Annotated in this window: 14 protein-coding genes; 9 read left to right on the forward strand and 5 right to left on the reverse strand. The window is 64.2% G+C overall.

Annotated elements, in window-relative coordinates:
• The first annotated feature begins 1 nt into the window (after window position 1).
• On the forward strand, window positions 2-1,633 hold the full coding sequence (gene nadB / locus BM186_RS00640) for an L-aspartate oxidase (RefSeq protein ID WP_074913016.1): 1,632 nt from the start codon (window positions 2-4) through the stop codon (window positions 1,631-1,633).
• On the opposite strand, the gene BM186_RS00645 is transcribed toward nadB, so the two are convergent.
• Together BM186_RS00645 and BM186_RS00650 are read right to left on the reverse strand one after the other, a co-directional pair.
• Window positions 1,587-2,054 carry a protein YgfX gene (locus BM186_RS00645; RefSeq protein ID WP_074913018.1) on the reverse strand — a complete coding sequence of 156 codons (468 nt, stop codon included), beginning with the start codon at window positions 2,052-2,054 and terminating at the stop codon, window positions 1,587-1,589. The genes nadB and BM186_RS00645 overlap by 47 nt on opposite strands.
• Window positions 2,038-2,292 carry an FAD assembly factor SdhE gene (locus tag BM186_RS00650; protein ID WP_017677771.1) on the reverse strand — a complete coding sequence of 85 codons (255 nt, stop codon included), beginning with the start codon at window positions 2,290-2,292 and terminating at the stop codon, window positions 2,038-2,040. Before BM186_RS00650 ends, BM186_RS00645 begins: the two co-directional genes overlap by 17 nt.
• Window positions 2,293-2,437: 145 nt before the next feature.
• On the opposite strand from BM186_RS00650, the gene ygfZ reads away from it, so the two are divergent.
• The 3 genes from ygfZ (at window position 2,438) to BM186_RS00665 (ending at window position 5,157) form a co-directional block, all read left to right on the forward strand.
• Window positions 2,438-3,379: a CAF17-like 4Fe-4S cluster assembly/insertion protein YgfZ gene (gene ygfZ / locus BM186_RS00655; protein WP_072422624.1), complete on the forward strand. Its 942-nt coding sequence runs from the start codon at window positions 2,438-2,440 to the stop codon at window positions 3,377-3,379.
• A 46-nt stretch (window positions 3,380-3,425) separates the two neighbouring features.
• Window positions 3,426-4,262 carry an HDOD domain-containing protein gene (locus tag BM186_RS00660; RefSeq protein ID WP_017677773.1) on the forward strand — a complete coding sequence of 279 codons (837 nt, stop codon included), beginning with the start codon at window positions 3,426-3,428 and terminating at the stop codon, window positions 4,260-4,262.
• A gap of 139 nt (window positions 4,263-4,401) precedes the next feature.
• On the forward strand, window positions 4,402-5,157 hold the full coding sequence (locus BM186_RS00665; protein ID WP_072422625.1) for a substrate-binding periplasmic protein: 756 nt from the start codon (window positions 4,402-4,404) through the stop codon (window positions 5,155-5,157).
• Here BM186_RS00665 and BM186_RS00670 read toward each other — a convergent pair.
• Window positions 5,140-6,537 (reverse strand): sensor histidine kinase, encoded by a 1,398-nt coding sequence (locus tag BM186_RS00670; RefSeq protein WP_004423867.1) that lies wholly within the window; start codon window positions 6,535-6,537, stop codon window positions 5,140-5,142. The two genes, BM186_RS00665 and BM186_RS00670, sit on opposite strands and share 18 nt — an antisense overlap.
• The gene (locus tag BM186_RS00675; protein ID WP_072423718.1) at window positions 6,534-7,205 is read right to left on the reverse strand and encodes a response regulator; all 672 of its coding nucleotides are present in this window, start codon (window positions 7,203-7,205) and stop codon (window positions 6,534-6,536) included. The genes BM186_RS00670 and BM186_RS00675 overlap by 4 nt, the downstream gene beginning before the upstream one ends.
• A 269-nt stretch (window positions 7,206-7,474) precedes the next feature.
• On the opposite strand from BM186_RS00675, the gene BM186_RS00680 reads away from it, so the two are divergent.
• From BM186_RS00680 to BM186_RS00700, 5 genes are all read left to right on the forward strand, one after another.
• On the forward strand, window positions 7,475-8,740 hold the full coding sequence (locus BM186_RS00680) for an OprD family porin (protein WP_074913513.1): 1,266 nt from the start codon (window positions 7,475-7,477) through the stop codon (window positions 8,738-8,740).
• A 32-nt stretch (window positions 8,741-8,772) separates the two neighbouring features.
• The gene (locus BM186_RS00685) at window positions 8,773-9,750 is read left to right on the forward strand and encodes a Bug family tripartite tricarboxylate transporter substrate binding protein (RefSeq protein ID WP_074675381.1); all 978 of its coding nucleotides are present in this window, start codon (window positions 8,773-8,775) and stop codon (window positions 9,748-9,750) included.
• Window positions 9,751-9,812: 62 nt separating this feature from the next.
• Entirely contained in the window at window positions 9,813-10,256 is a 444-nt protein-coding gene (locus BM186_RS00690) for a tripartite tricarboxylate transporter TctB family protein (RefSeq protein WP_074675382.1), read from the forward strand.
• Window position 10,257: 1 nt separating this feature from the next.
• Window positions 10,258-11,778 (forward strand): tripartite tricarboxylate transporter permease, encoded by a 1,521-nt coding sequence (locus tag BM186_RS00695; RefSeq protein ID WP_074675383.1) that lies wholly within the window; start codon window positions 10,258-10,260, stop codon window positions 11,776-11,778.
• Window positions 11,762-12,784 carry an AbrB family transcriptional regulator gene (locus BM186_RS00700; RefSeq protein ID WP_074913020.1) on the forward strand — a complete coding sequence of 341 codons (1,023 nt, stop codon included), beginning with the start codon at window positions 11,762-11,764 and terminating at the stop codon, window positions 12,782-12,784. The genes BM186_RS00695 and BM186_RS00700 overlap by 17 nt, the downstream gene beginning before the upstream one ends.
• Window positions 12,785-12,889: 105 nt before the next feature.
• Here BM186_RS00700 and BM186_RS00705 read toward each other — a convergent pair whose 3' ends face one another.
• On the reverse strand, window positions 12,890-13,771 hold the full coding sequence (locus tag BM186_RS00705; RefSeq protein WP_074913022.1) for an RluA family pseudouridine synthase: 882 nt from the start codon (window positions 13,769-13,771) through the stop codon (window positions 12,890-12,892).
• Window positions 13,772-13,871: the final 100 nt, after the last annotated feature.

Here is a 13,871-nt window from a genome sequence, read left to right on the forward strand (position 1 = left end):
CATGAGCCAACACTTCCAGCATGATGTTCTGGTCATCGGCAGCGGCGCCGCTGGCCTGACGCTCGCCCTCACCCTACCCTCCCATCTGCGCATCGCGGTATTGAGCAAAGGCAAGCTGGCCAATGGCTCGACCTACTGGGCGCAAGGTGGCGTGGCAGCCGTTCTGGACGATACCGACACGGTCGAATCACACGTCGCCGACACCCTCAACGCCGGTGCCGGGCTGTGCAGCGAAGACGCCGTGCGTTTCACCGTAGAACACAGCCGCGAGGCCATCCAGTGGCTGATCGATCAGGGCGTCCCCTTCACCCGAGACGATGAAACCGCGCGCGAGGACGGCGGCTTCGAGTTCCATCTGACCCGCGAGGGCGGCCACAGCCATCGGCGCATCATCCACGCTGCCGACGCGACTGGCGCAGCAATTTTCAACACCCTGCTGGAGCAGGCCCGACAACGCCCGAACATCAAGCTGCTGGAGCAGCGCGTTGCCGTCGACCTGATCACCGAGCGCAAGCTCGGCCTGGATGGCGAGCGCTGTCTGGGCGCTTATGTACTGGATCGTGAGCGCGGTGAAGTGGACACCTTCAGCGCGCGCTTCGTGATTCTCGCCACTGGCGGCGCGGCCAAGGTCTACCTTTATACCAGCAACCCCGACGGTGCCTGTGGCGATGGCATCGCCATGGCCTGGCGTGCCGGCTGTCGCGTCGGCAATCTGGAGTTCAACCAGTTCCACCCTACCTGCCTGTATCACCCGCAGGCCAAGAGCTTCCTGATCACCGAAGCCGTGCGCGGCGAAGGTGGCCTGCTCAAGCTGCCCAGCGGCGAACGCTTCATGCAGCGCTTCGATGAGCGCGCCGAACTGGCACCGCGCGATATCGTTGCCCGCGCCATCGACCATGAAATGAAGCGCCTGGGCGTCGACTGCGTGTACCTGGACATCAGTCACAAGCCGGCCGAGTTCATCAAGGGGCATTTCCCCACTGTCTACGAACGTTGCCTGGGCTTTGGCATCGACATCACCAAGCAGCCCATCCCGGTGGTGCCCGCGGCGCATTACACCTGCGGCGGCGTGGTGGTCGATCAGCATGGCCGCACCGACGTACCCGGCCTCTACGCCATCGGCGAAACCAGCTTCACCGGCCTGCATGGCGCCAACCGCATGGCCAGCAATTCGCTGCTCGAATGCTTCGTTTATGCGCGTTCAGCCTGCGCCGATATCATCGAGCAGCTGGACTCTATCGGCATGCCCAGCAACCTCCCGGACTGGGACGCCAGCCAGGTGACCGACTCCGACGAGGACGTGATCATCGCTCACAACTGGGATGAGCTGAGGCGTTTCATGTGGGACTACGTCGGTATCGTGCGCACCAACAAGCGCTTGCAGCGCGCGCAACACCGCGTGCGCCTGCTGCTGGACGAGATCGACGAGTTCTATTCCAACTACAAGGTCAGTCGCGACCTGATCGAGCTGCGCAACCTCGCGCTGGTCGCCGAGCTGATGATCCGCTCGGCCATGCAACGCCATGAAAGTCGCGGGCTGCACTACACCCTCGACTATCCCGAGCAGTTGGCCGAAGCCCGCGACACTATTCTGACGCCGACGTCCCTGGCTCAGCCCAGCGCCGCCGGCTGAACTTCAGGCGCAAGCGCAGGCGCCGATGCTGCTCGGGCGCCAACGCATCGCGGGCAATGCACAGCCCACGACTGAAACGCTGGCCTGGCAGGCGATAGCGCAGCACCACCGCCAGCGGCAACGCCAGACTGTCCGGGCGCAGTTGCACCGCCTGCCAGCCTGCTGCAACGCTGTACAGATGCCAGCCGAATCCATCACGACGCAAACCCGTGACGGCCTGTGGCGCAGTCAGCAAGACGTGTCGCGGTAGCACCCAGGCGGCATGCGCCAGGCATGCCACGAGTGACAGCAGCTTTGACCAGAGGGGAATGTCGGCCAGCCACGGCGCCAGCAGGGCCAGCGCCTGGACCGACAGGTAGAGCCTCAGCAGCCAGCGTGAGGGCTGCCAACGGCACTCGAAGGCATCACTTGGGTTGGACACGGTCCAGGATCATGCGCACGATATGGCGCAGGTCAGCGTCCTCGGGCTCGCCGCGCTGCATGAACCAGCCGAACATGTCCTGGTCCTCGCACTCAAGCAGCTTGCGATAGCGCGCCTGGTTCTCGGCATCCAGGCTCGGGTACACCTCCTTGACGAAAGGCACCAGCAGCACGTCCAGCTCCAGCATGCCACGGCGGCTATGCCAGAACAGGCGATTCAGTTCACTTTGCTCAACCATGCAACGGACTCCTCGAACAAGGCCGGCAGTATAACGGCGAATTGCCTCACTGTTCACCGAGACGCTGCGCAATTGCGCTGACAAGGCCCCACCCTGCCCACTATGATGACGCCCCTGACCTTTACTCAGTGATTCGATTTGCATCATGGCCGATAGCGCTTACTTCACACTCCTCGATCACGAAGGCCTGCTCGCCGTACGCGGCGCGGACGCAGCCAAGTTCCTGCAGGGCCAAGTGACCTGCAACCTCAATTACCTCAGTGCCAGCCAGTCCAGCCTTGGCGCCCGCTGCACGCCCAAGGGCCGCATGCTGTCGAGCTTTCGCATCGTCCCGGTAGAAGACGGCTACCTGCTGGCCATGGCACGCGAACTGATCGAGTCGCAGCAGGCCGATCTGCAGAAATATGCGGTGTTCTCCAAATCCAAGCTCAGCGACGAAAGCGCCGCCTGGGTCCGTTTTGGCCTGGCGGGCGCCGATGCCGTGCTGAGCGAGCTCGATCTGCAGCTGGGCACCGCCAGTGATTCCCTGGCCAGCGCCGGCCAACTGCTCGCCGTACGCCTGAGTGATGGCCGTGCCGAGCTCTGGTCGCCAGCAGAGGAAGCGCCAAAGCTGCAAGCCCAATTGGCCGCTCAACTGCCGCAGGCGCCACTGAACGACTGGTTGCTGGCTCAGGTCCGTGCGGGCGTGGGCCAGGTGTTCGGCGCCACACGTGAGCTGTTCATCCCGCAGATGATCAACCTGCAAGCCCTCGGCGGCGTGAGTTTCAAGAAAGGCTGCTACACCGGCCAGGAAATCGTCGCGCGCATGCAGTACCTGGGCAAACTCAAGCGCCGCCTGCAACGCCTGCGTCTGGTCGCTGCAGAGCTACCGGCCGTCGGCGTCGAATTGTTCTCACCGGTGCATGGCTCCAGCGTTGGCGAAGTAGTGCTGGCGGCACAGGCCGGCGACGCCATCGAGCTGCTCGCCGTATTACAGGAAGACGCCGTGAACGACGGCCGCATTCATCTCGGCAGCAGTGAAGGCCCACCCCTGACCCTGCTCGACCTGCCTTATCAGCTGGATGCCGACCAGGAAATCCAGCGCTGACTAAACTTCCCCGGCGCCGCATCGGATCGCCTAAGAGAGCTATTTCATGAGCAAGCTTGCCGAAAAAGTCCAACAGGAACTGATCCACGCCATCGAAAACGATGAGCTGGTACTGCCCACCCTACCCGAGGTGGCATTACGGGTGCGTGAAGCAGCCGAAGACCCGGACGTGGGCATCCCGCAGATCAGCAAGGTAATCGGTAACGACGCAGCCCTCACCGCGCGCATCATCAAGGTGGTCAACAGCCCGCTGCTGCGCAGCAACAAGGAAATCACCGACCTGCAGATGGCCGTCAGCCGTCTGGGCATCAACTACACCTGCAACCTGGCCACCGGCCTGGCCATGGAGCAGATGTTCCAGGCCACCAGCGACGTGGTCGACCGCAAGATGCGCGAGGTGTGGAACAAGAGCACCGAGATCGCCGGTATCTGCCACGTGCTGTGCCGTCATTACACCCGCCTGATGCCGGACCAGGCTACGCTCGCCGGCCTGGTGCACCAGATCGGCGTGCTGCCGATCCTCACCTACGCCGAAGAGCATAACGAGCTGCTGGCCGACTCCATCAGCCTCAACCATGTCATCGAGCAGATTCACCCGATCATCGGCGACAAGATCCTGCGCACCTGGGAATTTCCCGAGCCCATCGCCATCGTGCCGAGCCAGTATCTGGACTTCACGCGCGACTCGGCCAAGGTCGATTATGTCGATATCGTTCAGGTCGCCACACTGCAGAGCTACCTGGGCAGCGAGCACCCCTACACCCAGCTGGACTGGAGCAAGGTGCCAGCGTTCGCCAAGCTCGGCCTTGATCCGCAGGTCGACATGCAGGCCGACGAAGACCTCTCCGCTGCCATGGAAGCAGCCATGAGCATGCTGCAGTAAAAGCATCTCGCCATGGATGGCAAAAAATTGTCGGGAGCAATTTTTGACGTCGCTGCGCGACGGCCCGAAGGGTGAACTACAGGGACGTAGATCACAAAATGCCTCTACACTCGAACGACTCGCTTGAGGAAGTAGAGCCATGCGTTACGCATTCGTCCTGCTCGTCCTGTTGTTCGGCAGCGCCCAGGCTGCCGAACAGGTACGTCTGACCAACGGCGAATGGCCGCCCTATCTCGGTGAAACCCTGCCCCACCATGGTGTGGCCTCACGCATCGTCGCCGAGGCGTTCGCGTTGCAGGGCGTCGAAGTACAGTGGGAATTTCACCCCTGGGCCCGCTCGCTGAAAATGGCCGAACAGGGCCTGCGCGACGGAAGCGCCGTCTGGCTTGCCAATCCCGAACGCGAGCAGCGCTTTCACATCAGCGAGCCGGTGGTCGAAAGCGGCTACTACCTGTTTCACCGCAAGATCCACGCGTTTGACTGGAGCGATGTCGAGGATCTACGCGGCCTGCGCATTGCAGGTACTCGTGGCTATGACTACGGCGAAGCCTTCGAACGTGCCGAAGCCGCCGGTGAACTCAAAGTGGTGCGCCTGACCGGTGATGAACAGGGCCTGCGCCAGCTGCTGGCCGGACGCATCGATCTGTTTCCCGTGGACAAGGTGGTGGGCTTCGACCTGCTCTATCAGAAATTCAGCGCTGCCGAGCGCCAGCGCCTGAGCTTTCATCGCAAGCCCCTGCGCAGCGACAGCCTGCATCTGCTGCTGTCGCGAGAGGTACCGGGTAATGCCGAGCTGATGCAGCGCTTCAACCGTGGCCTGAATCAATTGCGCGACAGTGGCAAGGTTTCCCAGTACCTGCTGGAGATTCAGCAGCCGCTAAGCCTCAGCCACTGACAGCGGAAACTCGACACGCACCCGCAGGCCATGCGGCTGCACCTGATGCAGGCTGATTCGAGCCTGATGGGCGCGACAGATCTCGCCGACGATGGCCAAACCAAGGCCTGCACCACTACCCAGGCTGCTGCGTCGGTAGAAACGCTCGAAAACCTTCTCATGCTCGGCCTCGGGAATGCCCGGGCCGTCATCTTCGACCTCAAGCACCGACGGCGCCAGTGCGCGGATGATCAGGTTGCCACCGGCTGGTGTATGCGCCAATGCGTTATCCAACAGGTTATTCAGCAACTCGTTGAGCAACGTCGGTTCGCCATCGATCCACACCGGCTGTTCGGCCTCCAGCGCCAGCGCGACGCCACGGGCGTGAGCCAGTGGCGCCATAGCCAGAGCCAGTTCACGCGCCAGCTGGCCGAGGTCGATACGCTGCGCGCCGCCTTCGGTAATGGCTCGCGCACCACTCTCGATACGCGCCAGGGACAGCAGTTGATTGGCCAGCGAAGTCAGACGATCACCTTGCTGCGCCACCTGTTCAAGGGTACTGCGCCACTCCTCGGGCTGTTCGGCACGCAAGCCCAGGGTGATACGCGCTTTCAGTGCCGCCAGCGGCGTGCGCAACTCATGCGCGGCATCGGCGATGAACTGCGACTGCCGCTCGAACAGACCTCGCAAGCGCTCGTTGAACTGGTTCAATGCCTCCACCAGTGGCAGCACCTCGCGCGGCAGACCGCTATCCGGCAGCGGCTGCAGGTCGTCGCTGGCCCTCTCTGCCACCTCCCTGCGCAGCGCCTCCAGCGGCCGCAAGGCCAGATTCACGGCCAACCACACCAGCAGCAGCGCGCTGAACGAGAGCAACCCCATGCGCCACAGAGTGCCGATCAGCAGCTCACGAGCCATGCGCTCACGCGCACCCTGCGTCTCCGCCACCCGGATTTCAGCGATGCCATTGAGCTGCGGTTCGCTGACCGGCTGCAGCAGGCTGACCACACGCACGCCCTGGTTGCGGTACTCGGCGTCGTAGAAGTGTGCCAGCGCCGGATAATCGTCAGTACGCGGCGTGCCCGGCGGCGCTGGCGGCAGGTCCTCATAGCCGGAAACCTGATTACCCTGCAGGTCGAGCACCTGGTAGTAGATGCGTCCGGCGCTGTCGTAGGCGAAGGTATCCAGCGCGACATAAGGAATATTGGCGCGCAACCGGCCGTCCTCGGCATACAGACCATCGGCCACTGCGCGCGCCGATGCCAGCAGCGTGCGGTCATAGGCGGTATCGGCGGCACGGCGTGCACTCCAGTAGGCACTGAAACTGCTCAGCAGCAGGATCAGCGACAACAGTAGCGCCAGGCGCCGTAGCAGACGCCCGCGCAGACTGACGCCACGACTCATGCCTCGACCGTTTCCAGCAGGTAGCCAAGACCACGGAAGGTGACGATACGTACGGCGCTGCCCTCGAGTTTCTTGCGCAGGCGGTGAATGTAGATTTCGATGGCATCCGGGCTGGCGTCCTCGTCCAGACCGAACACCTGCGCCGCCAGCTGCTCCTTGCTCATCACCCTGCCCGGCCTGGCAATCATCGCCTCCAGCACCGCCTGCTCACGGGCAGTCAGGCTGAGCGCTTCGCCATCGAGGCTGAAACGACGCGCGCCAAGGTCGTAGACCAGGTCGCCGCAGCGCTGCAACTGTTCGCCGCCGAGTACGCTGCGCCGCAGCAGCGCCTTGACTCGAGCTTCCAGTTCGGTCAACTCGAAGGGTTTGGCCAGGTAGTCATCGGCACCCAGATTGAGGCCATGCACGCGGTCCTTGACCTCGCCACGCGCAGTCAGCATCAGCACCGGCAGGGTCTGACCGCGGTCACGCAGGCGCGCCAACACGGCAAAGCCGTCCAGACGAGGCAAACCGATATCGAGAATCGCCAAGGCGTACTCCTCGCTGCACAGCGCAAGGTCAGCGGCCACGCCATCGTGCAGCACGTCCACCGTCCAGCCTGCACCTTTGAGCGCCTGGGCCACGCTTTCCGCCAATTGCGGATGGTCTTCGACCAGCAGAATCCGCACCGCCACCTCCAGCTGCAGCATCGTTAAAGGCGCGCAGTTTAGCGCCGCCACGGCTGCTGTGAATTGCTCAAATGCCAAAGCAGCATCTGATTTGCAGCCTTGCGTCACCCGCCATGACGCAACAACACACCATCATGAAAATCTTTCGTCCATGAAAGCCTAGTGAAAGCTTGCCCTCATAGCATCGTTTCAAGGTGGCTCGATCCACCTGCTCAAGCGACCTGGCAGTGGTGCCAGGTGGCGACAAGAACAAAAACGGAGACCACATGATGCTCGCAGCCTCACGCCAGGCCCTGCCGCCTGTCCGCCTGCTCTGCCTGGCCATCGCCGCTACCGGCGCTGCCCCCCTCGCCAACGCCGCCTTCATCGAAGACAGCAGCGCCAGCCTCACCGCTACCAACATCTACCTGAACCGCGACTTCCGCCAGTTCGAAGGCCAGAACAAGCGTGAAGAATGGGGCCAGGGCTTTCGCCTCGACCTGCAGTCCGGCTTCACCGAAGGCACCGTCGGTTTCGGTGTCGACGCCATGGGGCTGCTCGGTATCAAGCTCGACTCGGGCAAGGGCCGCACCGGTACCGATCTGCTACCCGTACACGACAACGGTCGCTCCGCCGACGAATTCAGCCGCCTGGGGCTGACTGCCAAGGTCAAGGTCTCCGCCACCGAACTGCGCTACGGCTCGCACGTGCCCGAGCTGCCGGTGGTCAAAGCCAGCGACAGCCGCCTGTTGCCGCAGGTGTTCGAAGGCGGCCTGCTGACCTCCTCCGAACTGGAAGGCCTGACCTTCACCGGCGGCCGCCTGGACAAGGTCATCGACCGCGCCTCGACCAACTCCGAAGAGATGGTGCTCAACGCCAAGAACCGCCGCTTCGCCTCCGGCGTCGAAGCCGACCACCTCGACCTCGCCGGCGTCGACTACAAGTTCGCCCCCGACTTCACCGGCCGCTACTACTTTGCCGATCTGGACGACATCTATCGCCAGCACTTCTTCGGCCTGCTGAGCAGCCACAAGGTCGGTGCCGGCACCCTGAGCAGCGACGTGCGTTATATCGTCAGTCGTGACAGCGGCGCATCCAACGCAGGCAAAATCGATAACCAGGCCTTCAACGCCATGGTCAGCTACGGCCTGGGCAGCCACAAGTTCGGCCTGGGCTTTCAGGACATGAGCGGCGACACCGGCTTTGCCTACATCGATGGCAGCGACCCCTTCCTGGTCAACTTCGTGCAGATCAACGACTTCGCCAACGCCGACGAGCGCTCCTGGCAGGCCCGCTACGATTACAACTTCGCCAGCGTCGGGGTTCCCGGCCTGACCTTCATGACCCGCTACATCCGTGGCGATGATGCTCGTGTTGCCGGCTCCGACGACCGTGGCGGCGAATGGGAACGCGATATCGAGTTCAAGTACGTGGTGCAGAACGGCCCACTCAAGGACCTCTACGTACGCGTACGCAACGCCAGTTTCCGCTCCGACTTCGCCCGCGACGCGGACGAGAACCGTGTCATCGTCGGCTACACGCTGCCGATCTGGTAAACAACAACAAGACTCGCGAGGAATCACCCATCATGAAATCTGTCCTGACCCGCGCCGCCCTGGCGACTGCCTGCCTGGCCTTTGCCAGCCAACTGCTGGCTGCCGAACCCAAGCGTCCGGAATGCATCGCCCCGGCCAAGCCCGGCGGTGGTTTCGACCTGACCTGCAAACTGGCCCAGAGCGGCCTGAAAGATACCGGCCTGCTCAAAGCGCCGATGCGCGTCACCTATATGCCCGGCGGCGTCGGCGCCGTGGCCTACAACGCCGTGGTCGCCCAGCGCGCCAAGGACCCAGGCACCATCACCGCCTTCTCCTCGGGTTCGCTGCTGAACCTGGCACAGGGCAAGTTCGGTCGTTACGACGAGACTGCCGTGCGCTGGCTGGCCGCCATCGGCACCGATTACGGCGCCATCACCGTGCGTGCTGACGCACCGTGGCAGACGCTCGGCGAGCTGGTCGAAACGCTGAAGAAGGACCCAGCCAGCGTGGTGTTCGGCGCCGGTGCCACCATTGGCGGCCAGGACTGGATGCAGACCGCGCTGATCGCCCGCGCCGCCGGCATCGACCCGCAGAACCTGCGCTACGTCGCCTTCGAAGGCGGCGGCGAAACCCTCACCGCCATGCTCGGCGGTCACGTCCAGGTCACCTCCAGCGGCCTCGGCGAAGTGACCCCGCAACTGGCCGCCGGCAAGGTGCGCATCCTCGCCGTGCTGGCCGATGATCGTCTGCCGGGCAAGCTGGCCGATATCCCCACTGCCAAGGAACAGGGTTTCGACATCAGCTGGCCGGTGATCCGCGGCTTCTACATGGGCCCGCAAGTCAGCGACGAGCAGTTCGCCTGGTGGCAGGGTCAGTTCGAGCAAATGCTCGCCCGTGACGACTTCGCCACCCTGCGCGAGCAGCGTGACCTGTTCCCCCTGTCGCTCACCGGCGACGAGCTCAACGCTTTCGTGCTCAAGCAGGTGCAGGAATACAAGGCGCTGGCCGGCGAGTTCGGCCTGATCCAGTAACACTCCTGCGTAATCCGCGTTCGGCCGCCACCTGGCGGCCGGCGCTCCCGAGGTAAAACACCATGTACGTTCGCCTGTTCTCCGCGATCTGGCTGCTGCTGTGCGCCTGGCTCGCTGTCCTTGCCTGGGGCTTCCAGGCGCCCTTCGCCTATGACCCGGTGGGCCCACGCGCCTACCCATTGCTGCTGTTGGCGTTGATGGGCGCGGGTAGCCTGTGGCTGATCATCAAGCCCGGCATGCTCGAACAACGCCTGGACATTCCCGTGGCTATGCGCAGCGCCCTGTGCGTGGTGGTGCTGCTGGCCTATGCGCTGACCTTCGAGCTGCTCGGCTTCGTCATCAGCACCGCTCTGGCCACCTTCGCCCTAGGCCTGCTATTCACCGGCCGCCCGGTTCCTTGCGCGATCAGCGCAGTGCTGATGGGCGTACTGCTGTACAGCCTGTTCGACCTGCTGCTCGACGTGCCCCTGCCGCTCGGCCTGCTAGACGCTTTCGTGGAGAGCTGAAATGGAAACTCTTAACTTCCTCATGCAGGGCTTCGACGTCGCCACCAGGCCGACCAACCTGCTGGTGGCGCTGTTCGGCGCCTTCGTCGGCACCGTGGTCGGCCTGCTGCCGGGCCTCGGCCCGATCAACGGCGTGGCCCTGCTGCTGCCGCTGGCCTTTGCCCTCGGCCTGCCGCCGGAAACCGCACTGATCCTGCTCGCCGCCGTGTACCTGGGCTGCGAGTACGGCGGACGCATCTCCGCCATCCTGCTCAACGTGCCCGGTGACGCCGCCGCGGTCATGACCACCCTCGACGGTTATCCGCTGGCCCGTCAGGGCAAGGCTGGCATCGCCCTGTCGCTGTCGGCGGTGAGCTCGTTCATCGGCAGCATCATCGCCACCTGCGGCGTGGTGCTGTTCGCCCCGCTGCTGGCGAAATGGGCGGTGGCCTTTGGTCCTGCCGAATATTTCGTGCTGATGATCTTCGCCATCGCCTGCCTCGGCGGCATGGTCGGCGACAAGCCGGTCAAAACCCTGATGGCGGCGCTGATCGGTCTGGCCCTGGCCACGGTCGGGGTGGACTCGACCACCGGCGTATATCGCTTCACCTTCGACAGCGTCAGCCTGTCCGACGGCATCCAGTTCGTCATCGTGGTGATCGGCTTCTTCAGCGTCAGCGAGATCCTGCTGATGTTGGAGAAGACCCACGGCGGGCAGCAGGCCGTGAAGGCCAGCGGGCGCCTGCTGTTCAACTTCAAGGAGTTCTGCCTGAGCTTCTGGACCATGATCCGCAGCGCCCTGGCCGGCTTCGTCATCGGCACGCTGCCCGGAGCCGGCGCGACCATCGCCAGCGCCATGACCTACATGACCGAGAAGCGCCTGGCCGGGCCCAACGGCCGTTTCGGTAACGGTGACCTGCGTGGCCTGGCCGCTCCGGAAGCGGCCAACAACGCCTCGGCGTGCGGCTCCTTGATTCCCATGCTGACCCTTGGCGTACCCGGTTCGGGCACCACCGCGGTGATGATCGGCGCGCTGACCCTGTACAACATCACGCCCGGCCCACTGCTGTTCGAACAGCAACCGGACGTGGTCTGGGGCCTGATCGCCTCGCTGTTCATCGGCAACGTCATCCTGCTGGTGATGAACATCCCGCTGGTCGGTCTGTTCTCACGCATGCTCGCCGTGCCCAACTGGGTGCTGGTGCCGGCGATCACCGTGATCAGCATGGTCGGTGTGTACGCGGTACACAGCACCACCTTCGACCTGGTGCTGATGATCGGCCTCGGCGTGTTCGGCTATATCCTGCGCAAGCTGGACTTCCCGCTGTCGGCGCTGATCCTCGGTTTCGTCCTCGGCGAGTTGATGGAAGACAACCTGCGCCGCGCCCTGTCGATCTCCGCCGGTGAGCTGAGCATTCTCTGGGGCAGCCCGATCACCCTGACGCTGTGGGCGCTGGTAGTCCTGATGCTGGCCCTGCCGGGCATCCGCTGGATGCGTCGGCGCAAGCAGATCAAGGCGCAGGCTGATGCCTCTGCCGCGTGATCTCTGGGTAACGCCGCTGGCCGGGGTGGTCGGCGGCTACCTGGCCAGCCTCGCCGGCTGGCCTTTGCCGTGGATGGTCGGCTCTCTGCTGGCAGTGATCGCCGTACGCTGCCTGGCCAATCGCGCCTTCAGCGAACTGCCGGGCGGACGCAAGGCCGGCCAGTGGCTGGTCGCCAGCGGTATCGGTTTGCACTTCACCAGCGAAGTGCTGGAGCAGGTGCTCAGCCATCTGCCCGTGATCGTGATGGGCGCCTTCGGCACGCTGCTTCTCAGCCTGATCGGCATCGCCATCCTGCGCCGTGCTGGCGTCGACCGCGCCACCGCCTTCTTCGCCAGCATGCCAGGTGGCGCCAGCGAAATGGTCAACCTGGCCCTGCGTCATGATGCTCAAGCGGCGCGAGTAGCGGCGGCGCATAGCCTGCGCCTGCTGCTGGTGGTGCTGCTGATTCCGGCGCTGTTCACCTGGGGCCTGCCCGCCGTCAGCGCGCCAACGCGCGCGCCGGTGGACTGGACCTGGCTGATCGGCCTGCTCGCCGCGGGCGCTGTGCTGGCGATGTTCTGGGGCCGCCTGAAACAACCCAACCCCTGGATGCTCGGCCCGCTGACCGCCTGCGCCGTGGCCAGCGCCAGCTTCGACCTGCATCTGGGCCTGCCGCAAGGCCTCGGCCAGTTCGGCCAGTGGCTGATTGGCTGCGCCCTGGGCTGCCACTTCGACCGCGCCTTCTTCCGCAGCGCACCGGGGTTTCTCGCCCGGGTGCTGGCCTTCACCTTGCTGGCGATGCTCGCTGCTGCCGCGCTCGGCGAAGCCCTGGGTTGGCTGGCGGGCGAAGACCACCTGTCGCTGATGCTGGGCATGATGCCCGGTGGCATCACCGAGCTGTGCCTGACTGCCGAAGCCTTGCAATTGTCGGTGGCGCTGGTCACCGCCTTGCAGGTGCTGCGGCTGTTTCTGGTGATGTTCCTTGCCGAGCCCTTATTCAAGCTCTGGTGCAAGAACCACGTTTAGCCCGCCTCGTGCGGGCTTTTTTTTGCACGCCTGGCTGTGTGGCAAGGAAAAAGCTCGCGGCTGAAGCCCCTCCCACAGCCGTAGGGTGCGCCATGCGAACCAGGGCTACCACTGCAACTGCAGTTCGCTTTCGAACTCGCGCCTCTGCCCGCCAAGCGGATCGACGAAGCGCAGGCCGCGCGCCAGCAGCTTGAGTGGCTTGCTGTAGTCATCCGGCAGGTTGCGCGACTCCAGCAACTGCGGATAGAAGTCGTCGCCGACGATGGGCGCGCCGAGACCGGCAAGATGCACACGCAGCTGATGCTTGCGCCCCGTCACCGGCGACAGGCCGTAACGCCATAGGTCACCGCGCCGCTCCAGCACCTCGATGCGCGTTTCGCTGTTGGCCTCGCCCGCGACTTCCTGCATGCGGAAGAACGGCTCGCCATCGACCATGCGCGAACGATGCAGGTAGGGGAACTGCAACTGCGGCAGCGCCGGAGCGATGGCCTCGTAGCGTTTTTCCACTGCACGCTGGCGAAACAACGCCTGGTACTGACCGCGACTGGCCGGATCGACCGAGAACAGCACCAGGCCAGCGGTCAGTCGGTCGATGCGGTGGATCGGCACCAGGTCGGGATTGCCGGTGCGCCTGATCAGACGCGCCAGCAGGGTCTGCTCGACGTACTCACCGGCCGGCATTACCGGCAGAAAATGCGGTTTGTCGGCGACCAGCAGATGCTCGTCCTGCCACAACACCTGCTCCTCGAAAGGAACTGGCGTCTCGTTCGGTACTTCGCGGAAGTAACGCACCTTCAGTCCGACCCGATAGGGATGCGTGGCATCGATGGACGCGCCAGCCGCGTCCAGCACACGGCCACGCGCCATACGCTCCAGCCAGGTAGCGCGGTCGATGGCGGGAAAGTGATCGCACAGGCAGTCGAGCACCGTCGCCCAGTCGCCCTGTGGCAGGTGAAGGGTGCTGGGGCGCATGGCGGGATTGGGCATTGCAGAAGGTGCTCGAGCGGATCCGGACGGGCGAATTAGGCCGCACTCGCGCTACTCAGTCAAAGCAAACGGCTTGAGCGGACGTCCGCCTGTAGCTATG

Origin of the sequence: Ectopseudomonas toyotomiensis (assembly GCF_900115695.1) — a bacterium.
Taxonomy (GTDB): domain Bacteria; phylum Pseudomonadota; class Gammaproteobacteria; order Pseudomonadales; family Pseudomonadaceae; genus Aquipseudomonas; species Aquipseudomonas toyotomiensis.